The 20,587-nt window shown below is 65.0% G+C and carries 18 protein-coding genes and 1 tRNA gene; 13 read left to right on the forward strand and 6 right to left on the reverse strand.

Going from position 1 to position 20,587, the window contains the following annotated elements; all coding sequences use genetic code 11:
• Positions 1-266: 266 nt before the first annotated feature.
• Entirely contained in the window at positions 267-959 is a 693-nt protein-coding gene (locus tag G6P88_RS15405) for a peroxiredoxin-like family protein (protein WP_206335789.1), read from the reverse strand.
• 132 nt (positions 960-1,091) lie between these two features.
• Complete coding sequence (locus tag G6P88_RS15410; RefSeq protein WP_165323957.1) at positions 1,092-1,928, reverse strand: LysR substrate-binding domain-containing protein; 837 nt, start codon at positions 1,926-1,928, stop codon at positions 1,092-1,094.
• Between the two features lie 185 nt (positions 1,929-2,113).
• On the opposite strand from G6P88_RS15410, the gene G6P88_RS15415 reads away from it, so the two are divergent.
• The 5 genes from G6P88_RS15415 to G6P88_RS15435 are packed head-to-tail and all read left to right on the forward strand — an operon-like array spanning position 2,114 to position 6,654.
• Positions 2,114-2,914, forward strand: coding sequence for an ABC transporter permease (locus G6P88_RS15415; RefSeq protein WP_165323958.1), 801 nt, complete (start codon positions 2,114-2,116; stop codon positions 2,912-2,914).
• Position 2,915: 1 nt separating this feature from the next.
• On the forward strand, positions 2,916-3,725 hold the full coding sequence (locus G6P88_RS15420; protein ID WP_425594456.1) for an ABC transporter ATP-binding protein: 810 nt from the start codon (positions 2,916-2,918) through the stop codon (positions 3,723-3,725).
• The gene (locus tag G6P88_RS15425) at positions 3,722-4,315 is read left to right on the forward strand and encodes a cysteine dioxygenase family protein (protein ID WP_165323959.1); all 594 of its coding nucleotides are present in this window, start codon (positions 3,722-3,724) and stop codon (positions 4,313-4,315) included. The genes G6P88_RS15420 and G6P88_RS15425 overlap by 4 nt, the downstream gene beginning before the upstream one ends.
• Entirely contained in the window at positions 4,312-5,547 is a 1,236-nt protein-coding gene (locus G6P88_RS15430) for a rhodanese-like domain-containing protein (RefSeq protein WP_165323960.1), read from the forward strand. The genes G6P88_RS15425 and G6P88_RS15430 overlap by 4 nt, the downstream gene beginning before the upstream one ends.
• An 18-nt stretch (positions 5,548-5,565) precedes the next feature.
• On the forward strand, positions 5,566-6,654 hold the full coding sequence (locus tag G6P88_RS15435; RefSeq protein ID WP_165323961.1) for an LLM class flavin-dependent oxidoreductase: 1,089 nt from the start codon (positions 5,566-5,568) through the stop codon (positions 6,652-6,654).
• A gap of 32 nt (positions 6,655-6,686) precedes the next feature.
• Here G6P88_RS15435 and G6P88_RS15440 read toward each other — a convergent pair whose 3' ends face one another.
• Both G6P88_RS15440 and G6P88_RS15445 read right to left on the reverse strand, forming a co-directional pair.
• Positions 6,687-8,060, reverse strand: coding sequence for an FAD/NAD(P)-binding protein (locus tag G6P88_RS15440; protein ID WP_165323962.1), 1,374 nt, complete (start codon positions 8,058-8,060; stop codon positions 6,687-6,689).
• A 44-nt stretch (positions 8,061-8,104) separates the two neighbouring features.
• A complete protein-coding gene (locus G6P88_RS15445) occupies positions 8,105-9,436 on the reverse strand; it encodes an LLM class flavin-dependent oxidoreductase (RefSeq protein ID WP_165323963.1) in 1,332 nt (443 codons plus the stop codon).
• Between the two features lie 242 nt (positions 9,437-9,678).
• On the opposite strand from G6P88_RS15445, the gene G6P88_RS15450 reads away from it, so the two are divergent.
• The 3 genes from G6P88_RS15450 (at position 9,679) to G6P88_RS15460 (ending at position 14,375) form a co-directional block, all read left to right on the forward strand.
• A complete protein-coding gene (locus G6P88_RS15450; protein ID WP_165323964.1) occupies positions 9,679-10,539 on the forward strand; it encodes a TauD/TfdA dioxygenase family protein in 861 nt (286 codons plus the stop codon).
• A 233-nt stretch (positions 10,540-10,772) separates the two neighbouring features.
• Positions 10,773-11,777: an ABC transporter substrate-binding protein gene (locus G6P88_RS15455; protein ID WP_165323965.1), complete on the forward strand. Its 1,005-nt coding sequence runs from the start codon at positions 10,773-10,775 to the stop codon at positions 11,775-11,777.
• A gap of 60 nt (positions 11,778-11,837) precedes the next feature.
• On the forward strand, positions 11,838-14,375 hold the full coding sequence (locus G6P88_RS15460; protein WP_165323966.1) for a TonB-dependent receptor plug domain-containing protein: 2,538 nt from the start codon (positions 11,838-11,840) through the stop codon (positions 14,373-14,375).
• A 296-nt stretch (positions 14,376-14,671) separates the two neighbouring features.
• On the opposite strand, the gene G6P88_RS15465 is transcribed toward G6P88_RS15460, so the two are convergent.
• Positions 14,672-14,747 (reverse strand) — tRNA-Ala (locus tag G6P88_RS15465).
• A 225-nt stretch (positions 14,748-14,972) separates the two neighbouring features.
• Between G6P88_RS15465 and G6P88_RS15470 the strand changes: the two genes are divergently transcribed.
• The 5 genes from G6P88_RS15470 to G6P88_RS15490 all read left to right on the forward strand — a co-directional run bounded on the left by G6P88_RS15470 (position 14,973) and on the right by G6P88_RS15490 (position 19,966).
• Positions 14,973-15,842, forward strand: coding sequence for a DUF2171 domain-containing protein (locus tag G6P88_RS15470; RefSeq protein WP_165323967.1), 870 nt, complete (start codon positions 14,973-14,975; stop codon positions 15,840-15,842).
• A 125-nt stretch (positions 15,843-15,967) separates the two neighbouring features.
• Entirely contained in the window at positions 15,968-17,101 is a 1,134-nt protein-coding gene (locus G6P88_RS15475) for a patatin-like phospholipase family protein (RefSeq protein ID WP_165325233.1), read from the forward strand.
• Between the two features lie 44 nt (positions 17,102-17,145).
• Positions 17,146-17,931, forward strand: coding sequence for a 3-hydroxybutyrate dehydrogenase (locus tag G6P88_RS15480; protein WP_165323968.1), 786 nt, complete (start codon positions 17,146-17,148; stop codon positions 17,929-17,931).
• A gap of 110 nt (positions 17,932-18,041) precedes the next feature.
• The gene (locus G6P88_RS15485; RefSeq protein ID WP_226946598.1) at positions 18,042-18,674 is read left to right on the forward strand and encodes a DUF4893 domain-containing protein; all 633 of its coding nucleotides are present in this window, start codon (positions 18,042-18,044) and stop codon (positions 18,672-18,674) included.
• A gap of 2 nt (positions 18,675-18,676) precedes the next feature.
• Complete coding sequence (locus G6P88_RS15490) at positions 18,677-19,966, forward strand: M20 metallopeptidase family protein (RefSeq protein ID WP_165323969.1); 1,290 nt, start codon at positions 18,677-18,679, stop codon at positions 19,964-19,966.
• 54 nt (positions 19,967-20,020) lie between these two features.
• Here the strand turns inward: G6P88_RS15490 and G6P88_RS15495 are convergent, their stop codons facing one another.
• Complete coding sequence (locus tag G6P88_RS15495) at positions 20,021-20,386, reverse strand: response regulator (RefSeq protein ID WP_165323970.1); 366 nt, start codon at positions 20,384-20,386, stop codon at positions 20,021-20,023.
• Positions 20,387-20,587 lie beyond the last annotated feature (201 nt).

Below are 20,587 nucleotides of genomic sequence, written 5' to 3' on the forward strand. Positions count from 1 at the left end.
CAAACTGGCTCGGTGTTGCTCCTGCCACCGCCGGCTACGCGTCGCGGGCCAGCAAGTCCTTATAGGTCGAGCCCGTACAGGCGCAGTCGGTGGCGTTCAGCGCCGCGCCCAGTTGGCGTTCCGATGGTCGATTGTCTGCAAGCAGCCCAGAAGGGACATCGTCCGAGCGATAGATATCGTGCCGCTAAGCATGGTCTGGGGCCCGCCTAAACCGCAGTTTCTGCGTCCGTGATCGAGCTTAGGCCGTGCTGGCCTCCGCATGGAAGCTAGGCTGGAATTCTGGACCGGGGGTGATCTTCGCGCAATTGAGCAACCTCGGCTATGATCTCAGCGGCTTCAGTCCGTCGCAGCCAGTCCGGGCTGACATCGGCGAAAAGCACCTTCCCCTGCGTGTCGATCAGGACGACGGCAGGCATCGGCAATTCCCAGCTGTCCGTACCCGTCAAGGCGCCTATCCAGGTCTCGTCATTCTCCGGCTTGGGTGGGTTGTCGTACGGAACGAAGGTCAGGCCGAAACGACGAGCGAGGCTGTTGCCGCGATCGCTTGCCACGTCGAACCCGAGGCCATGACGGACACGGATCTCATCGAGCCCCTTCTCGGGAAGATGCGGGCTCACCGCGACGATGCGGATACCGGCTGCCTCAAGCGCGGGGCGGAGATGCTCGTCATAATGCGGCAAGGCGATATTACACGCCGGGCAGCCGGCGAAGCGGAAGAAGATCAGCGCCACCGGCCCGTCGCGCGTCAGGCTGGCCAGGTCGACGGCGCCGCCTGTCGACAGTTGCAGCACGAAAGGCGCGACCGTCTCGCCGGCCTTGACGACCGCCTCGGCATCGAACCGCTCCACCAGCGCCTGCCGCTGCGCGATGTTCGTCGCCAGCTTGGCAGCGTCCCAGCTGCGCACGCGTTCGGCATGGAGGGCGTCGAATTTCGATTGCAGGGATTGGGACATCGTCATCGGCTCCGCACAGGGTTGGTCTGCGCTGGATAAACGGAAGGTGCAGCCACCAACCAACGAGACTTTGCACGGCTCGATTGAGCCAGCCTCATAGGTTGCGGGGCGGGACCGGCGATGCCCAGGCTCAACCCCTCACAGCGCGCAGATCACCTCGGTGGCAAGGTCTGCGAGCCGTGTCTTGGCCTCGTCGGCATTGCCCGCGCGGATGACGACGCAGCTGATGTTCGGCAGCCGAGGCAGGCTCTCGACCTGCGCCAAGTCCCCGTCCGCAAGGAACAGATGCGTCCGACAGGTCACGCCCAGGCCGGCCTGCACGGCGGCGCGCAGCGTAGAGAGATTGGGCGACTCCACCGCGATGCGATAGGGTAGTCCCGCGGCCTCCAGGCTGGCGATTGCCGCATCGCGGAACCGGCACGGCTTTTCGAGCACGGCGAGCGGCAGAATGGGGCGCTCGGCAAGGCTCTCGTCGCCATACCAGCTCATTGGGGCCACCCGGATGGCGCTGGGTTCGTCGCCGGGCGCAAAGCCCAGCGCGATGTCGAGCTGGTTGCGCTCGATCAGCCCCTGAAGCTCGGCCGTGCCGGCGACGCGCGCGTAGATCTGCGCGGTGGGATGAAGCTCGACGAACCGGGCGAGCAGACCGGACAGCAAGGTGTCGGCGAAGTCCTGAACCATCCCGATCCGGATCGGCCCGGAAAAGGTGCCACGGGTCACGGCCGCCACGGCCTCGTCGTTCAGGCTGAGCACGCGCCGCGCATAATCCAGCAGGAGTTCTCCAGCGCTGGTCAGGGCCAGCTTGCGACCATCGCGTGTGAACAGCGCCTGCTGCAGCATATCCTCGAGACGCTTGATCTGAAGGCTCAGCGCGGACTGGGTGACGAACACCTTGTCGGCGGCGCTGAGCATCGAGCCCGAGTCGACAATGGCGACAAAGCTGCGGAGGAGGTTGGTGGGTAGGTTGACGGCCATGATTTAATATAACTGATTTGATAGAGTATTCGGACGCAGCTTCTCTTTGCCGCCCGAAAGCGAAGTTTGGGTGTAGGCATAAGCAACTGAAAATAGGATTTTATCTTCACCGTCTGAGCCCCGGACAGGGGATATATGAGCAATCCAAATAGGACGGCTCGATAACTCTATCATATCGATAGTATATGAGCCTGACACCGTCTTCCATCTCGACATTGCCCCGCTGGCGCACCGTGGCCCGATCGCGGGCGCTCTCTCCATTGCTGCTCCTGCTGCTGTGGGAGCTCGGCTCACGAACCGGGGCGATCCCCGAACAGACGCTCGCAGCACCGTCGGCGGTGCTGGCCACCATGGCGGACATGATCTGGTCCGGCGAATTGCCGCGGAACCTGCTCGTCTCTTTCGGCCGGGCGGCGACGGGACTGGCGATCGGGGTTTCGCTGGGGCTCGCCCTGGGACTGGCTGCCGGCCTGTCGCGCATCGGCGAGGCGATCGTCGATCCGGTGATGCAGATCAAGCGCACCATTCCCGTGGTCGCGCTCGCGCCGCTGTTCATCGTCTGGTTCGGGATCGGCGAGACGCCGAAGGTCGCGCTAATCGCCTTCGCAACGCTGTTTCCGGTTTATCTCAATCTCTACAACGGCATTCGCGGGGTCGATGTGCGACTGCTGGATGCGGCGAAGAGCTTCGGGCTTTCCCGTACCGAGCAGATCGTTCATGTCGTCCTGCCCGCTGCGCTGCCGTCGCTTCTCGTCGGCTTGCGCTATTCGCTGTCGATCGCGATCATCCTGCTGGTGATCGCCGAGCAGATCAACGCCTCGGCGGGGCTCGGCTTCCTGATCAACAACGCGCGCGACTTCATGCGGACCGATATCATCGTCGTCTGCCTGATGGTCTACGCCTTGCTGGGCCTCGCGGCCGATCACGTCATCCGCCTGATCGAACGACGCGCGCTCGCCTGGCGCCCCGACATATTGGAGGCCTGACATGACCGCTCGCCATGGACTGATGCTCGTATCGCGGGCCCTGAAGGCCACCCTGCCTCCCGAGGCGGGAGAAGCGGTCGTCCGCCTGCGCGGCTTCACCCGCCGCTATGGTGCCAACACGATCATCGACGGCCTCGATCTCGATATCGCGCCGGGTGAATTCGTCGCCCTGCTCGGACGCTCGGGCAGCGGCAAGACGACCCTGCTGCGCACGCTCGCCGGACTGGACGACGTCACCGACCAGAATGTCCGCGTTCCGGAATCGCGCGCGGTCGTCTTCCAGGATGCACGGCTGCTCCCCTGGAAGAAGGTGTGGCGCAATGTCGCGCTCGGGCTGCGGCGCGGCAATGCGCGCCTGCTCGCCGAAGAAGCCTTGCAGGAAGTTGGCCTTGGGCACAGGCTGAACGCCTGGCCGCTGACCCTTTCCGGAGGAGAAGCACAGCGCGTCGCGCTGGCCCGGGCGCTCGTCCGCGAACCCAAGCTGCTGCTGCTCGACGAGCCCTTCGCGGCCGTCGACGCATTGACCCGTATCCGGATGCACCAGTTGGTGCTGGCCTTGTGGCGGCGCCATCGCCCGGCGGTGATGATGGTAACCCATGACGTCGACGAAGCGATCGCTCTGGCCGATCGCATTCTCGTCCTCGATGCCGGTCGGATCGTCGCGGAAGAGATCATCGCCGCTCCGCGCGGCGAGCGGACCGCCAGTGTCCGGCCTTTGCGCAGCCGCCTGCTCGGCCATCTCGGCGTCGAGGCGCCCGAGGGAACCTATGCCGATGCGATCTGGCACAACAGCGAAAGCGACGTGCCATGACCCTCGCGCTCGTCGATGCCGGAAGCGGTGTCGCTCGCCTGCGCGGCTTCATCCGGGATTTCGCGGAATTGGGCGGCCCGCCGGGGGCAAGCCATGCCGCGTTGCTGCGCGACCTCGTTGCGCACGACGACTGGCTGCCCGATGCCTACGCCCAGCCCGACCCCGACCGCTATCGCCAATATCTGCTCCACTGCGACAGCCGCGAGCGCTTTTCGGTCGTTAGCTTCGTCTGGGGGCCGGGCCAGCGCACACCGATCCACGATCACCGGACCTGGGGGCTGGTCGGCGTGCTGCGGGGTGCCGAGGTGGTGCGCAACTATGGCTGGTCGGGTGACGGAGCCTTGATCCGCACCGGACCTGCGCATCGGTTGGAGCCGGGCGATGTCGAGGCGTTCGGCCCCGATATCGGAGACATACATAGTGTCTCCAACGCCTATGACGACCGGGTCTCGATCAGCATCCACGTCTATGGCGACAATATCGGCGCCGTGCAGCGGGCGACCTACGATTCCGCCGGACGGCCCAAGCGCTTCATCTCCGGCTACGCCAACGACAGCCTTCCAAATCTTTGGGATCTTTCCTCACGATGAGCCGCCTTTCACCCCACGACGTCCGCACCGCATGGCTGCTGCGCTACGAAATCGCGCTGATAGACCTGCGCAGCGAGCATGCGTTCGCGCAGGGCCATCCCCTGTTCGCCGCCCAGATCCCGCCGTCGCGCATCGCAGAGGAGGCACCGATCCGTTTACCGAGGCGCGACGTGCCGATCGTCCTCTATGACGATGGTGAAGGCCTGGTCGACGATGCGATCGAGCAATTCCGCGCGCTGGGCTTCACGGAGGTTTCGTCGCTCACGGGCGGGCTGCAGGCCTGGCGGGACGCCGGATACGAACTGTTCCAGGATGTGAACAGCTATTCCAAGGCGTTCGGCGAACTGGTCGAAAGCCGCCGCCATACCCCGTCGCTCGCAGCCCCCGACGTGCAGGCGCTGATCGACGAAAAGGCCGATATCCGCATCCTCGATGCCAGGCGCTTCGAGGAATATGCGACGATGAGCATCCCCACCGGCACCAGTGTGCCCGGCGCCGAACTGGTCGTCGGCGCCCCCATTCTGGCGCCGGATCCCGATACGACGATCATCGTCAACTGCGCGGGCCGGACCCGCAGCATCATCGGGACGCAGTCGCTTATCAATGCGGGCCTTCCCAACCGCGTCGTGGCGCTGCGCAACGGTACGATCGGGTGGACGCTGGCAGGCCAGCAACTCGAGAACGGCCAGCAGCGCCGACTGCCGCCTGTAGATCAGGGCGCAGCAGCAGAAGCCCGCGAGCGGGCGCGACAGGTCGCCTATCGCGCCGGCGTCAGGCACATCGACACAGCTGCGCTAAAGCGACTGGGCGCCGATGGACGCCGGACGCTCTATCGCTTCGACGTACGGCAGCCGGACGCCTTTGCCGCCGGACATCTGCCCGGCTTTCGCAACGCGCCGGGTGGGCAGCTCGTCCAGGAAACCGATCATTTCGCGCCGGTGCGCGGCGCGCGGATCGTGCTTGCCGACGATCTCGGTGCGCGCGCCGACATGAGCGCCTCATGGCTCGCCCAGATGGGGTGGGAGGTTTACGTGCTCGAGAGCGGCTTCGAGGGGCCGCTGGAAACCGGTGCCAGCGACGCCTTCCCCCCGCGCGGACCCGAGGGGCGATACAAGCGGCCTTATGAGGGCACCGACAATCCGCAAGCCGCGATGCAGGCCTATCTCGATTGGGAGTTCGGCCTCGTCGATCAGCTCGAACGCGACGGCACGCACGGTTTTTACGTCATCTGAAACGAAAGGAAGTCCGGCATGGGCGTCAAATTCATCGGCTATATCGGGTTCAACAATGGCTCTGAAACGCAACAGGCCATCCGGTCCCGCGTGCTCGACAAGGACTATGTGGACGCGGCGGCGCGCGCGCAGGAGGCCGGCGGCTTCGATCGGGTTCTGATCCCGTTCGGATCGAACAGCCCCGAAAGCCAGATCGTTGCGGCCCATGCGGCGGCCATCACCTCGCGGCTGGGATTCCTTGTCGCGCATCGGCCTGGCTTCACCCAGCCCACCCTCGCTGCGCGGCAACTCGCGACCCTCGATCAACTGTCCGGCGGACGGGTTGCCGTTCACATCATCACCGGTGGTGCCGACGAGGAAATGGCCCGCGACGGCGACGTCGGCACGACCAAGTCCGAACGCTATGCCCGCACCGACGAATATCTGACCGTGTTGCGTCAGGAGCTCAGCGCCTCGCAGCCCTTCGACCATGAGGGGCGCTTCTATCGGGTCCGGCAGGCATTCAGCGCGATCAAACCCGACAATCTGCCGATCTTTTTCGGCGGTACCTCGGCCGAGGCGATCGATGTCGCCGGGCGGCATGCCGACGTCTACGCCACATGGGGGGAAACGCTGGAGGCGACACGCGAGGTGGTGCAGCGCGTACGTGCCTCGGCCGCGCGCCATGGCCGCTCGCCCGGCTTCTCGCTCTCGCTGCGGCCGGTGATCGCCGGGACCGAGGAAGAAGCCTGGAAGAAGGCTGCCGAGATCGTCGAGCAAGTGCGCGAAAGCCGCATCGCCGCAGGGCTTCCGCTCGAAGGTCACACCCCGCCCAATGACGGTGCGCAGAGGCTGCTGCGTACGGCGTCGGCGCTTCGCCAGGATAAGCGGCTATGGACGGGCGTCGCGGCGCTGACCGGCGCTGCGGGCAATTCGACCGGGCTGGTCGGAACGCCCGAGCAGGTCGCCGAGGCGCTCCTCGATTATTACGAGATCGGCGTCGACCATTTCCTCATTCGCGGCTTCGATCCGCTCGGAGACGCGGTCGAATATGGCAAGGATCTGATTCCCGCGACACGTGCGCTGGTCGCCGCGAGAGATGCGCAGGCGGGCGTGGCTGCCGCCTGAGCAACCGGAGGGCGGAGTGCCGTGGCTTTGCGCTACAGTCCTTCGCCCTCCACCCATTGCGCATTGCACAGCCTGCGGGCGAGCGCCCATGTCTGCACCCGGATATCGGGCACGGCGACAATCTCCCAGAAGGCGCTTCGCGTCATGGGCCCGATGATCATCAGGCCGGGATTGGGCCGCCCATCCTCGGCGATCGCCTCCGAGCGGGCGTTGACGTCGATCCCCAGCTGGAGCGGGTCCGGGCGGATCAGCCCGCGCGCGACCAGATTCCGCAGCAGACGGTCGTCGGTCTTGCGCAGATCGCCTTGCGGCCCGCTGCAGTTGATGATGCGCGCGACCTCGATCGACCGGATTGCATCCTCGCCGCGCGGTCGCCAGTCGACGATTGCACCCTTCCCGGTCGCCACCGCCGACTGGAGCTTGCCGGCGACGATCTCCAACTGGCCGCTCCGACGCATGGCCGCGATCCGGGCTGCGACGGCGGGTGCGAGCCGATGACGATGAATGTCCCACCAGGGGCGCAGATGGCGCAGGAAGCTGCGCCGTTGCCCGGCATCGGCGGCGAGCCACATCGATTGTGTGAACGGTCGCAGGGCATCGACCGCCGCGCGCCAGCCGACGTGGGTCGCACGCCTACGTACGGCACTGAGAGCCCCTGTTGGGTGCACCGGCGGACGTTCGTTTAGCGGAGCGGCCATCACGCCGTCGGCATGGGCATGGGGACTGAGCCCGCGGCGCGACATCGCAACGATCCGGCCGCGATGCCCCCCGGCCTCGAGCAGCAGCACCATGTCGACCATCGTCAGCCCGGTGCCGATGATCAGGATCGTATCGTCGGGAGACAGGCCAGTGGTGGCGTCTGCTGCCCACGGATCTCCGGCATAGACAGCCGAAGGCAAATCCGCCGCCGCAAGAGGTGTCGGTTGGTGGGGCGGCAGATTGCCGGGCGCCAGGATGACGGCATCCGCCCTAAGCCGGTCACCCTCGTCGAAGAGCAGATCGAAACCATCGCCCGCGACCGGGACGACATCCACCACTTCGGCCTGGTGCAGCGCTAGCCGGTCTGGCGAGGCAGCCAGAGTATCGGAGAGCAGATCGCCGAGATAATCGCCGTAGAGGGTCCGCGGCACGAAGCCGTCCTGCTCGGGATGGCGATCGGCCAGCCAGCGGAGAAAATGATCGGGATCGTCGGGCAGCGCGCTCATATTGGCGGCGCGCACGTTGAGAAGATGCCCGGGATGTGCGGTCGAATAGGCGACCCCGCGTCCGGCGGTCGACCGTCGTTCGACGAGCGTGGTCCGGGGACCATCGTGCCGCAGCAGGTTGATCGCCTGCAGGCTGCCGGAAAAGCCTGCGCCGACCACGGCGATATGCTCGTGGCCGGCGCGGTGAGACGCTAATTTCATTCGCCGCTTATACCTGCCGGCGCTCCCGAGTCAGCGTCGGTCTTTCAAGCGGCCGCGCGGTTGCGCCGTGCCGCCGTATACCGGTTCTCGGGAAAAGCCAGGCCGAGATTGTCGCGGAAGGTTGAGCCCTCATAATCGGCCCGATACAGCCCGCGCGCCTGCAGGATCGGAACGACATGGTCGACGAAAAGCGCCAGCTGGCCCGGCAATGTTTCGAAGAGCACGAAGCCGTCGGCCGCTTCTTCCTCGAACCATTTCTGCAGTGCATCGGCGACCTTCTCGGGCGTGCCGACGAAGGCGCCGCGCGGCGTGGCGATACGCTGCGCGATCTGGCGGAGGGTCAACCCCTCGGCGCGGACCTGTTCCAATATGTGGTTCGACTGGCTCTGATTGCTGTTCCGCCCGAGATGGGCGACGTCGGGGAACGGAGCATCGAGATCATAGGCGCCGAAATCATGATCGTCGAACGCACGCGAGATCATGCCGAGCCCGGTCTCGATCGAGTTCAGCGCGGCGAGTTCCTGATAGCGGGCTTCCGCCGCCTCCTCGGTCAGGCCGACGATCGGGCCGATGCCGGGCAGGACGAACAGCTGGTTCGGATCGCGGCCCAGTTTGCGTGCGCGGGCTTTGACGTCCCAGTAATAATCCTGCGACTCCTCGATCGTCTGGGCACCGGTGAAGATACAGTCGGCCCGCGAGGCGGCGAAGTCGCGGCCATCTTCGGAAGCTCCCGCCTGGAAGATGACCGGCTGGCCTTGTGGCGACCGCTTGATGTTGAGCGGCCCCCGGACCTGGAAGAACTGGCCGTGATGGTCGAGCCGGCGCAGTTTGTCGGGATCGAGAAAGCGTCCGCTTTCCTTGTCCCCGACATGGGCGTCGTCTTCCCAGCTGTCCCACAGCCCCTGGACCACGTCGACATGCTCGGCGGCGATGCGATAGCGGACGTCATGGGCCGGATGCTCGGTCTTGCTGAAATTGGCGGCCGTGTCGCCCAGCCAGGACGTCACCACATTCCAGCCGGCACGCCCCCCGCTGATATGGTCGAGCGAAGCGAACTGGCGCGCGACATTGAAGGGTTCGGAATAGCTGACCGTCAGCGTCGCGACGAGGCCTATCCGCGAGGTGGTCGCTGCGAGCGCGGACAGGATGGTGATCGGCTCGAACCGGTTGAGATAATGCGGGCTCGACCGCTCGTTGATCGACAGGCTGTCGGCGACGAACAGGAAGTGGAACTTGCCCTGCTCGGCCAGCTCCGCCTGCTCCAGATAGAAGGCAAAGCTGGTGCTGGCGTTCACGTCGCGGTCGGGATGCCGCCAGTCGCCCCAGCTGCGTCCGACGCCGTGGAGGATCAGGCCCAGTTTGATTGTTCGTGTCATTTCGGATCCATCTGTTGAGCTGGCGTCAACATAGTCTCCGGAGCATTGGCCGACGAATGGCGAATGCAAAAGCAAGGGTTGAGCAACCTCAATATATCGCCGGAATAGTGGTGGGATCATAAATCCCATCAGCAGGCGTTATACTATTTCATCATTTTACTCGTCCCGACGATATCTCATGAGAAGTTTGCGACAAGTAAGAGGATGATCGCCTTCGCCACAGTACAATGATGGAGAAGACGATGTCCCAAGCCCTGCCTGCCGAGCTACTTGCCAAGGAGCCATTCGAGATTCGCCCGTTGCAGCCGACGATCGGCGCAGAGATCCATGGTGTCGATCTGCGCCAGCCCCTGTCGCCGGAACAGCGCGATGCGCTGAGGCAGGCGGTGCTTCGATACAAAGTCGTCTTCTTCCGCGACCAGCAGCTCGACAATGACAGTCATGCGGCCTTCGCCGCCAATTTCGCTCCGCTCTACACCCACCCGAGCACGACGCGCGATCCGAAGGTTGCACCGATCCACCGGATCGCGGCGATCGATGCCGCGAAATATGAGAAGCGCATCCATCGCGACGTGCTGCCGGGCGACGCCTATCACAGCGATACGAGCTGGCGGCTGGTCCCGACCTGGGGCGCGGTGCTGCGCGCCGTCACCCTGCCCGAGACCGGAGGCGACACGATCTGGGTGGACGCCAACCTCGCCTATGAGGGCCTGTCTTCGGAATTGAAGGAGCGGCTCGATCAGCTTCACGTGACCCATGATTTCCGCGAAGCGCTGCACGACGCCGGCCATGATTACCCGATCGTCGCGCATCCCGTCGTCCGCACCCATCGCGAAACCGGCCAGAAGATACTCTGGGTCAACTTCACCCAAAGACCCCAGATACTCGGCGTCGAGCTTTCCGAGAGCAAGGCGATCCTCGACGAGATATTGCGTCAGTATAAGAGGCCGGAGTTTCAGGTACGCTTCTCCTGGCGGCCGGGCTCGGTGGCGTTCTGGGATAACCGGGCTGCGGTTCATTACGCGGTGAAGAATTACGGCGACTTCCCCCGCCATCTCGAGCGCGTGCTGATCGCGGACGAGCCGCTCTACGCCGACCTCTGATCGACCGGAGCACGTCCAGCGGAAGGGCGTCGGTGCGAACCGGCGCCCTTTTTCATGTGCACATCGGCCATAAAAGCTGTCGTTTCGCTGGGGGAAGAGTTTCTTCATCGCCGCCTTTCGCTGCGAATTATCGCCCTGTTTTCAAGGGAGGCGGACCCATGATTAGCGCCGCTAATAGACCCTAGAAGTTTTTTTCTATTGAAACGATAGAGATAAACTGGCGGTTGGCCGACATGGAAAACGCTCTCAGAAAATCCGCTTTGCGCCTGCGCCTCCCTTTGCTCCTCGCACTGGCGAGTCTCGGCCTGTCGGCCTGTGGAAAAGGCACGGCGGACGATGTGCCGACGCTGCATGTCGGCAGCCAGCGCGGCGGTACGAAGGCGGTCATGCTGGCGAGCGGTGCGCTGGAAGGTGCGAACTACCGGATCGAATGGTCCGAGTTTGCGGCGGCGCAGCCCCTGCTCGAGGCTATCGGAGCAGGCGCGGTCGATGTCGGCGTAGCGGGCGACGCCCCCTTCATCTTCGCCTATCAGAGCGGCAGCCCGGTCAAGGCCGTATCGGCGCAATATGCAGTGGAGCGCCCGCGCGGGGCGCTGTCGCTGCTCGTACCGCCCGGCTCGACCGCAAAGACGCTACGCGACCTGAAGGGCCGGAAGGTGGCAACCACCCGCGGCTCGATCGGCCATTATCTGATCCTGCGGGCACTCCAGCAGGAAGGCCTTCCGGCCGACTGGCTGACAATCACCTTCCTCACCCCCGGGGACGCCCGTGCGGCTTTCGTTTCCGGGGCGATCGACGGCTGGGCGACCTGGACGCCCTATGTGAAGCCGGCCATCGACGCCGGCGCCCGCAGCATCGTGGACGGTAAGGATCTCGTCCGGGGCTATGGGTTCGACGTTGCCAATGAAAAGGCGATCGGTGCGAAGCGTGCCATCCTGGCGGACTTCCTGCAGCGCGAAGCGAAAGCGCTCGACTGGGCCAAGCGCAACAAGGACGCATTCGGGCGGCTGCTGGCCCAGGAAACGGGTCTGCCGCTCGATGTCGCGACCGATTATGCCGACAAGAACGGACGCACCGTGGTCGCGATCGACGACCAGCTGGTCGCGGACCAGCAAAAGGTGATCGACGGATTCCGCGCTGCCGGCGCCATCAAAGGCGACAGGCCGCTCACGGGCGCGTTCGACCGAAGTTTCGCTCCGGCAGCCGCCGGGGCCGCACAGGATCGCGCCACGCCATGAGGTCGATCTGATCCACGCCGGCGGAAAGCCGGCCAACCACCAACATCTACGGGGAACGACATGAAACCGATATTCTATGCTGGCGCCGCCGCGATCGCGGTCGGCGGATGGGGAAGTCTTGCCTATGCCGCCGAGGCACCGGCCGGTGCCGTTACGCCGGGTGGCGAAGCCGACGGCGCGGATGGAGCGGACGGGGCTACGATCGTGGTGACGGGGTCGCGCAGCCGCACGGCGCGCACCGTCGCCGACAGCCCGGTTCCGATCGACGTGATCACGCCCACCGAGCTGCGCGCCACCGGCGGCGCGGGTCTCAAGGAGGTGCTGGGCAACATCATCCCCTCGCTGACCATGCCCGCGCTCGGCGGCGGCGGCACCTCGGCAAGCGTCCGTCCGATCTCGATCCGGGGCCTCTCGGGCGACTATCTGCTCGTGCTCGTAAACGGCAAGCGCCGTCATACGACCTCGCTGATCAACAATCTCTCGCGCATTTCGGGCGGCTCCACGCCGGTCGACATCGACCTGATTCCCACCAATGCAGTGGGCCGGATCGAGGTGCTGCGTGACGGTGCCGCCGCGCAATATGGTTCGGATGCAATCTCGGGCGTCATCAATATCATCCTGGACGACCGCCCCGAGGGCGGCGAGTTCACCGCGCAGGCGGGCCAGCTCTACGAGAAAGGGGCGCAGCTGCTTCAGCAGACGATCGGCTATGGCACGAAGCTGGGCGACGGCGGTTTCATCCGCTTCGCCATCGAAGGGCGCTATCGCGACCGCGCGAAGAGCTCCGCCGAACCCGTGCCCAGGCTCTACCCGCTGGTGAACGGCCAGCCCGACCCACGCGAAGCCAATGCCGACCACCTCATCGCCGGCGGCTACGGCCGGTCCAACCGCGACAAGATGATCAACAGCTCGCTCAATCTGTCGGTCCCGGTTGGAAGCGCCGACATCTACAGCTTCTCGACGCTCAGCTATCGCGACATCAACGACAAGCGCGGCGCCTATTTCCCGTCTCCGACAGGCTATGGGGGGCAGGCCAACCCGACCGGCTTCAACGCGCTGCCGCAGCTCTATCCTGCCGGCTTCCAGGCGCGGCGGCGCATCTGGGAATGGGATTATCAAACGGCGCTGGGCGTCAAGGGCGAGCTCGCCGGCTGGAACTATGATGTCTCGTCGAGCTACGGCAAGGACCACGTCAAGCTGGGCGCCGTGGGGACGCTCAATCCGACATTGGGCCCGTCGAGCCCCACCGAGTTTCTGATGGGACGGCAGATCCAGACGCTCTGGGTCAACAATGTCGACCTCTCGCATGAATATGACATCGGCTTCGCCGAGCCGCTGACGCTGGCCGTGGGCGCCGAACATCGCTGGGAGCGCTTCCAGAACAAGGCCGGTGAACCCGACAGCTATCGCGACGGCGGCTATGTGATCCCCAATGACGGCACCGCCTATGGCCAGCTGTACGGCGGGCGTTCCCCGTCGCCTGGCCTCGTGTCCTTCACCGGCACATCGCCGGCCGATGCGACCTCGCTCAGCCGCAACAATCTGGCAGCCTATGTCGACCTGTCGACCAACGTGACAAAGGCATGGTTCGTCGGCGTGGCCGGCCGTTTCGAACATTATGACGACAGCGCCGGCAACACCGTGTCGGGCAAGATTTCGACGCGCTACGAGATCCTGCCGGGCTTCGCGCTGCGCGGGGGCATCAACACGGGTTTCCGCGCGCCGTCGCTGGCGCAGACCGGTTTCTCCACGACGCAGAACACGGTGACGATCATTGGCACCCAGCGTGTCAACACGACCTCCAAATTCCTGCCCGTCAACAGCGTCGCAGCGCAGGCTTTGGGTGCCCGTGCACTCAAGCCCGAAAAGTCGCTGAACTACACGCTCGGCTTCACCTTCGAGCGGGAGCCGGCGCGGCTGACCGTGGATGCCTATCAGATCAAGGTCGACGACCGGATCGTGAAGACCGAGTTCCTCGGCACCGCCTCGAACGGGGGCAGCGCGATCCGTACGATCCTGATCGCAAACGGGGTCACCGGGGTCGACAGCGCGCAGTTCTTCGCCAACGCGATCGACACCCGTACGCGCGGCATCGACGTGGTGGCGGAATATAATCTGCGGAGCACGGCGCTCGGCAATTTCCGGCTCAACGCGGCATTCAGCTACAACAAGACGAAGATCACCGACATCATCGCCAATCCGAGCCAGCTGGCGTCGCTCAACGTTACCCTGTTCGGGCGGCAGGCGCAGCGCGATCTCGTCGTCGCTACGCCGCGGACCAAGCTGGTGCTGACCAACGACTGGTCCTCCGGCAGGCTCCACGCACTCGCCCGCCTGACCCGGTTCGGCTCCTACATCGAATCGTCGAACGTCGCGACCGGCGACCGCCGCTTCGGCGCGAAATGGATCGCCGATCTGGATGTGGGCTATGATGTCAGCGAGAATGTCACGCTGTCGGTCGGCGCGAACAACCTGTTCGACACCTATCCCGACCGCAACGGCATCATCGCTGCCGACGGATCGGGCGCCTATGGCAACTTCGCGCCCTTTGGGCTGAGCGGCGGCTTCTATTATGCGCGCGCGAGCGTGACCTTCTGAGGTGCACAGTTGGAGAGTGTCCCAAGCCTGCTCTTCAAATTTTCAGAAGCCGGTGCCCGACCATTCCAGGCAATGGATGGTCGGGCACCGATCCAGGGTCGACCTGCCTGCCGCTTACCCTGCGATCATGACGACAGTCCCGCAGTCTGATGATCCGATACCAATTTCTGATTACCCGCGGACGGACCTTTCCGGGATCACATCGGCTGTCGCGATCATGCGCAGGAACGACTGCGCCGACACTGCACCGCTGACACGGCAGAGGAGCTTAAATTCTGGTGAAAATCGGCGTGGGTTGGTGGAGCTGAGGGGAATCGAACCCCTGACCTCTGCAGTGCGATTGCAGCGCTCTCCCATCTGAGCTACAGCCCCGCACGCCGGGCGCATCCTCTAGCGGGAGGCGCGATCCGATGCAACAGCCCATGATGCGCAGGCGGCGATTTCGTCGCCCAAGCGTTTCGCTTGCGACGAACCGTCGGTCGTTTTCTGCTCCCTTTCTGTCGCCAGGGCCGGAACGGCCAAAGCCGGGCGGTCGTTTTCGCGACATCCTTCCCAGGGCAAACGCCCGGGAAAATCACGCCAGAGCAGGAGGATGTCATGGGTTACGAACGTAGCAGCCGCTATTATCGGGACGATCAGGACCGGCGCTATGGATATGGTTATCGTGAGCGCGATCGCGACGAGGAACGCGGTTATCGCGCTCGGTCCGACTATGATCGCGGCTATGGCGATCGAGGCTATTCGCGGCCGCGCGATTATGACGAGGATCGCGGATTTTTCGATCGTGCCGGAGACGAGGTGCGCTCCTGGTTCGGTGACGAAGAAGCGGAGCGTCGGCGGCGCTGGGACGAGCGGCTGCGCGACCGTGAAGACGAGCGGCGCTACGGAGCGTCGGGCGGTGGCTTCGCCGCTTCCAGTTCCGGCTATGGCGCGCGTGGCGGCTATCTCGGCGCCTCAAGCGGCTATGCATCCGACTATGGCGCCGGCCGGGGTGCGGGTGCCACCAGCAGCTGGGGCCTGGGCGCCGGTCGCGACCATGACGGCTGGGGTCAGGACCCCAATTACAGCCAGTGGCGTCGCCGCCAGATGGAGGAACTCGATCGCGACTATGATGACTATCGCCGCGAGAATCAGAGCCGCTTCGAAAGCGACTTCGGCAGCTGGCGCTCGACCCGGCAGGGGCAACGTAGCGCCATCCGCCAGGCCCGTGAGCATCAGGAAGTCGTCGGCTCGGATGGCACCCATGTCGGAACCGTCGATCATGTCCGCGGCGACCGTATCCTGCTGACCAAGACCGACAAGGATGCCGGCGGACGGCACCATTCTATCCCCTGCAGCTGGATCGCCGAGGTCGGCACCGAGGTGAAGCTCAACCGCACCGCCGAGCAGGCACAGGCGGCGTGGAAGGACGAGGAGCGGAACGAAGGGCCGCATAATCTGAACCGGGCCTTTTCGGGCACTTACTGAGCCCTGACGGTGGTCCGGCCGCACGACGGCTGGGAGAGGGGTCGGTCTTCGGATCGGCCCCTTTGCTTTGCAATCCGATGACGGCCCCTCTTGATGCGGTGCAGCATCGCGCCCACTATGGTGCTATGGCCGAACCCGAACCCGCCAGGCAGGCTGCGACAGGCCTGCCTCTTCCCGACAGCGTCGCGCTGGTGTTGCAGGGCGGTGGAGCCCTGGGGGCTTATCAGGTCGGCGTGTTCGAAGCGCTCGATGCCGCGAGGATCCAGATCGACTGGGTGGCCGGCATTTCGATCGGCGCCGTCAATGCCGCACTGATCGCGGGCAATCCCTGCGAGCGCCGGCTGGAGCGGCTGCACGCCTTCTGGGACAAGATCACCGAAGCGATCCCGGCGATCGCACTGTTTAATGGGGATTTCGGGCGGGAGGCGCTGCACGAAAGCGCGGCCGCACTGGTGGCCACCTTCGGCGTACCAGGCTTCTTTCGTCCGCGGCTCATTCCGCCGGCCTTCGCGCCGGCAGGGTCGATGGCGGCGCTCAGCGTCTATGACAGCGCCCCGCTGCGCGACACGCTCGACGCATTGGTCGACTGGGACCTGCTCAACGACGGGCCGATGCGCTTCTCGGTCGGCGCGGTCGAGGTGGAGAGCGGCAATTTCCGCTATTTCGACAACCGCACCGATCGCATCGACGCGCGCCACGTCATGGCGTCTGGCGCACTCCCCCCGGGCCTGCCGCCGGTCGAGATCGACGGCAAGCTGTGGTGGGACGGCGGTCTCGTATCGAATACCCCGCTCAGCCACATCGTCGAAAACCAGACCGAGGACATGCTGGCCTTCCAGATCGATTTGTTCGCGGCTTCTTCCGAACCGCCCCGCACGATCTTCGACGTCATGGCGCGCGAGAAGGAAATCCGCTTTTCCAGCCGCACGCGGCAGATATCCGACCAGCTCATCCGCAGCCGGCGGGATCAGCAGCTCATCGCACGGTTGCTCGACAAGCTCCCGGCGGACATGGCGGACGACCCCGACGTGGTGGCGCTGCGAGATCGCGCTCGTACGTCCAGCCTCAGTCTCGTCCAGCTGATCTACCGCGCCAATCGCTGGGAAGGCGGCTCGCGCGACTATGAATTCTCGCAGCGGACGATGCGCGACCATATCGCCGCTGGGCGTGCAGCCATCGCCGAGACGATGAGCAATTCCGAACTGCTCGCCCGTAACATCTATGACGGCCGCACCGCCGCCTTCGACCTGACCCGCTGAACGCCCGCCCCCTTCTTCCAGACACCGCCAAGGAGTTCGACAGCATGTTTCTCAAGGGCAAGACCGCTCTGATCACCGGTTCGACCTCGGGCATCGGCCTGGCCTATGCCAAATATCTCGCCGCCGAAGGCGCGAATGTCGTCATCAACGGCTTCGGCGATGCCGACGCGATCGAGCAGGAGCGCAAAGCCCTCGAAGCATCGAGCGGTGCGGCGGCGCTCTACAGCGGCCATGATCTCACGAAGGCGGACCAGATCGAGGCGATGATGTCGGAAGCTGCCGAGGCCTTCGGCGGCGTCGACATCCTGATCAACAATGCCGGCGTGCAGCATGTCGCTTCGGTCGAGGAGTTCCCGGTCGACAAGTGGAACCTCATCATCGCGCTGAACCTGACGAGCGCCTTCCACACGACGCGCCTCGCATTGCCCTGGATGAAGTCGCGCAAATGGGGACGGATCATCCAGACGGCCTCCGCTCATTCGCTCACGGCCTCGCCGTTCAAATCGGCCTATGTCACCGCCAAACATGGCCTTGCCGGCTTTACCAAGACGGTTGCACTCGAGACCGCGACCTTTGGCATAACCGCGAACTGCATCAGCCCTGGCTATGTCTGGACCCCGCTCGTCGAGAAGCAGATCCCCGACACCATGAAGGCGCGGAACATGACGCGCGAGCAGGTGATGAACGACGTGCTGCTGGCGGGCCAGCCGACCAAGCAGTTCGTGACCGTCGAGCAGGTTGCGGCCATGGCGCTCTATCTCTGTCGCGACGAGGCGGCCGCGATCACGGGGACCAACATCTCGATCGATGGAGGCTGGACTGCCCAGTGAGGGGAAGCCGCGCGTCCCCGGATCTTGCGTAAATCGCTGAAAAGCTAGGCTTGCCAAGCATGGCGTGGGCGGGCAGGCTGCCGTTTCCGGGGGCTTGAGGAGACGATTGCTTGCAGTCATCGCGACTCGTGCTGGCCGCCTCTGCGCTGCTTCTGGCGACGGGGTGTGGCAAGGATGGCGGCCTGGAAAGTGCCGCGTCCGCCGACCGCACGTCTGTATGGCAGCGCGTCGCGAGCGCAGCCGACCGTGACCGGATCGCCCGTTGGCGAAGCGCCTGGATTGCGGGCCTCGAGAAGGCTCGGACCAGCAGCCCGCAACAGGTGGCCGCGCAGGGGGCATTGCTCCAGCCGGACATGGCGATCGACGATCCGCTGCTGCCGGTCGGCGATTATCGGTGCCGCGTCGTCAAGATGGGCGCCCAGACCAAGGGTCTGATGGACTATATCGCCTATCCCTATTTCACTTGCCGGGTCAGCGCGGACGCGGCGGGCCTCCATCTCGCGAAGCTCGACGGCTCCCAGCGACCGGTCGGGACGCTCTATCCCGACGAAGGTCGCCGGATGATCTTCCTGGGGGCTATGTCGCTGGGCGACGAAGCGCGGCCGCTGCCCTATGGGCGCGACACGGAACGCGACATGGCCGGGATCGTCGAGCGGATCGCGCCGAAGCGCTGGCGCATCGCCTTTCCCTATCCGCGATGGGAATCGACGATCGACATATTCGAACTGGTGCCGAAGGGATGAGGATGAAGAAGCTGATATCGCTGCTCGCTGCCACGACGGCCGTCATTGCGACACCAGTGCGCGCCGATCCGCTGGCCGATGCGATCAAGGCGGACATGCCCGGCCTGACGGCCATCTACCGTGACCTGCACATCCATCCGGAGCTGAGCTTCAAGGAAGGCCGCAGCGCCGGCATCATGGCGGAGGAAGCGAAGAAGGCGGGCTTCGAGGTCACAAGCGGCGTTGGCGGGACCGGCGTGGTCGCGATCCTGCGCAACGGCTCGGGGCCGGTGCTGCTGCTGCGCGCCGACATGGACGCTCTGCCGGTGGCCGAGCAGACGGGTCTTCCCTATGCCAGCCAGAATCCCGGCGTGATGCACGCCTGCGGCCACGACACGCATATGGCGAGCTGGATCGGCGTCGCCCGGCGCATGGCCGCGATGAAGGATCGCTGGTCGGGCACGCTGGTCATGGTCGGGCAGCCCGCCGAGGAGATCGGCTCGGGGGCGCGGGCGATGCTCAAGGACGGGCTCTACAGCCGCTTCCCCAAACCGTCGACCGTCATCGCTTTCCACGATTCCGCAGCCCTGCCGGCCGGCACGATCGGTACGGTCGATGGCTATATCATGGCCAATGTCGACTCGGTCGACGTGCAGGTGAAGGGCGTTGGCGGCCATGGCGCCTATCCGCATCTCGCCAAGGACCCGATCGTCCTCGGATCGCGCATCGTGACGACGCTGCAGACCCTGATCTCGCGGGAGACCGACCCGCTCGAGTCCGGGGTCGTCACCGTCGGCAGCTTCCAGGCCGGCACCAAGCACAACATCATTCCGCCCGACGCGAAGCTCCAGCTGACGGTGCGGTCCTACACGCCCGAGGTTCGTCAGCACCTGCTGGACGGGATCGCCCGGATCGCGAAGGGCGAAGGCATTGCGGCGGGCCTGCCCGACGACAGGCTGCCGGTGGTGACGCTGCAGGATCAGCGGACCCCCGCGACGTTCAACACCCATGAGGTGACCACGCATATGGTCGACCTGTTCCGGAATCGATTTGGGCAGGAGCGGGTCAAGCTGATCAAGCCGCAGATGGGCGGCGAGGATTTCAGCGAATTCTACCTTGCGGACAAGTCGATCCAGTCGCTGCTCTTCTGGGTCGGGGGAGTGTCGGCCGAGAAGTGGAAGGCGGCGGGCGGGGACGTCACCAAGCTGCCGTCGATCCACAGCCCCTTCTGGGCGCCCGACGCCGATGCCGTCATCTCGACTGCGGTCGAGGCGATGACGATAGCGGCGCTGGACGTGTTGAAGAAGGGATAAGGTGCCGCAAGGCTAGGGGCCCGGGATGGTAAGCGTCTCCGGCGCCTCGGTCTTTCAGGCGAGAGCTGCAGCGATTGCCGTTGCGAGCTGGTCGAGCCGATAGGGCTTGGCGATCACGGGTGCATTGTCGAACCCGCTGCCGGGCGGAAGGCCTTCATAGCCGGTCGCGAACAGGAACCGGCGTCCGCTATCGCGCAGCGTCTGCGCGACGATCAGGCTGTTCTCGCTGCCGAGATTGAGATCCAGCAGCGCAATGTCGAACTCGGTATCCTTCGCGCGGGCCAGCGCCTCGTCGACATTGGCGGCCACCGCCACCGTCTTGCAGCCGACTTCCTCGAGCATGTCTTCCGCCGTCATCGCGATGATCGTCTCATCCTCGACGATCAGCACGCGGGTTCCCGCAGGGGGTTCGCTAGCCATTTCAGTCCTTCTTCGAAATTCCCCCTGACGGCGTGATGAACGATATATGTTACGGAAGCAATCGCCAACGCAGAGACGGGTGATGCGACGAGGTTACGCCCGCCAGGCCGGGCCTGACGGGCGTATCTCTTCCTCCCCAGGAAAAGAGCGGTACTGCGGCGGCCCCGCAGGGAAACCGCAAGCGATTCGATCTGCGCTTCT

Source organism: Rhizorhabdus phycosphaerae (assembly GCF_011044255.1).
Classification (GTDB): domain Bacteria; phylum Pseudomonadota; class Alphaproteobacteria; order Sphingomonadales; family Sphingomonadaceae; genus Rhizorhabdus; species Rhizorhabdus phycosphaerae.

Coding starts and splice junctions, on each gene's coding strand:
- G6P88_RS15475 (WP_165325233.1), top strand. CDS start 15,968: ATGGCCGAACCCGAACCCGCCAGGCAGGCTGCGACAGGCCTGCCTCTT.
- G6P88_RS15410 (WP_165323957.1), bottom strand. CDS start 1,928: ATGGCCGTCAACCTACCCACCAACCTCCTCCGCAGCTTTGTCGCCATT.
- G6P88_RS15495 (WP_165323970.1), bottom strand. CDS start 20,386: ATGGCTAGCGAACCCCCTGCGGGAACCCGCGTGCTGATCGTCGAGGAT.
- G6P88_RS15415 (WP_165323958.1), top strand. CDS start 2,114: ATGAGCCTGACACCGTCTTCCATCTCGACATTGCCCCGCTGGCGCACC.
- G6P88_RS15455 (WP_165323965.1), top strand. CDS start 10,773: ATGGAAAACGCTCTCAGAAAATCCGCTTTGCGCCTGCGCCTCCCTTTG.
- G6P88_RS15435 (WP_165323961.1), top strand. CDS start 5,566: ATGGGCGTCAAATTCATCGGCTATATCGGGTTCAACAATGGCTCTGAA.
- G6P88_RS15425 (WP_165323959.1), top strand. CDS start 3,722: ATGACCCTCGCGCTCGTCGATGCCGGAAGCGGTGTCGCTCGCCTGCGC.
- G6P88_RS15420 (WP_425594456.1), top strand. CDS start 2,916: ATGACCGCTCGCCATGGACTGATGCTCGTATCGCGGGCCCTGAAGGCC.
- G6P88_RS15450 (WP_165323964.1), top strand. CDS start 9,679: ATGTCCCAAGCCCTGCCTGCCGAGCTACTTGCCAAGGAGCCATTCGAG.
- G6P88_RS15490 (WP_165323969.1), top strand. CDS start 18,677: ATGAAGAAGCTGATATCGCTGCTCGCTGCCACGACGGCCGTCATTGCG.
- G6P88_RS15470 (WP_165323967.1), top strand. CDS start 14,973: ATGGGTTACGAACGTAGCAGCCGCTATTATCGGGACGATCAGGACCGG.
- G6P88_RS15445 (WP_165323963.1), bottom strand. CDS start 9,436: ATGACACGAACAATCAAACTGGGCCTGATCCTCCACGGCGTCGGACGC.
- G6P88_RS15460 (WP_165323966.1), top strand. CDS start 11,838: ATGAAACCGATATTCTATGCTGGCGCCGCCGCGATCGCGGTCGGCGGA.
- G6P88_RS15405 (WP_206335789.1), bottom strand. CDS start 959: ATGACGATGTCCCAATCCCTGCAATCGAAATTCGACGCCCTCCATGCC.
- G6P88_RS15440 (WP_165323962.1), bottom strand. CDS start 8,060: ATGAAATTAGCGTCTCACCGCGCCGGCCACGAGCATATCGCCGTGGTC.
- G6P88_RS15480 (WP_165323968.1), top strand. CDS start 17,146: ATGTTTCTCAAGGGCAAGACCGCTCTGATCACCGGTTCGACCTCGGGC.
- G6P88_RS15430 (WP_165323960.1), top strand. CDS start 4,312: ATGAGCCGCCTTTCACCCCACGACGTCCGCACCGCATGGCTGCTGCGC.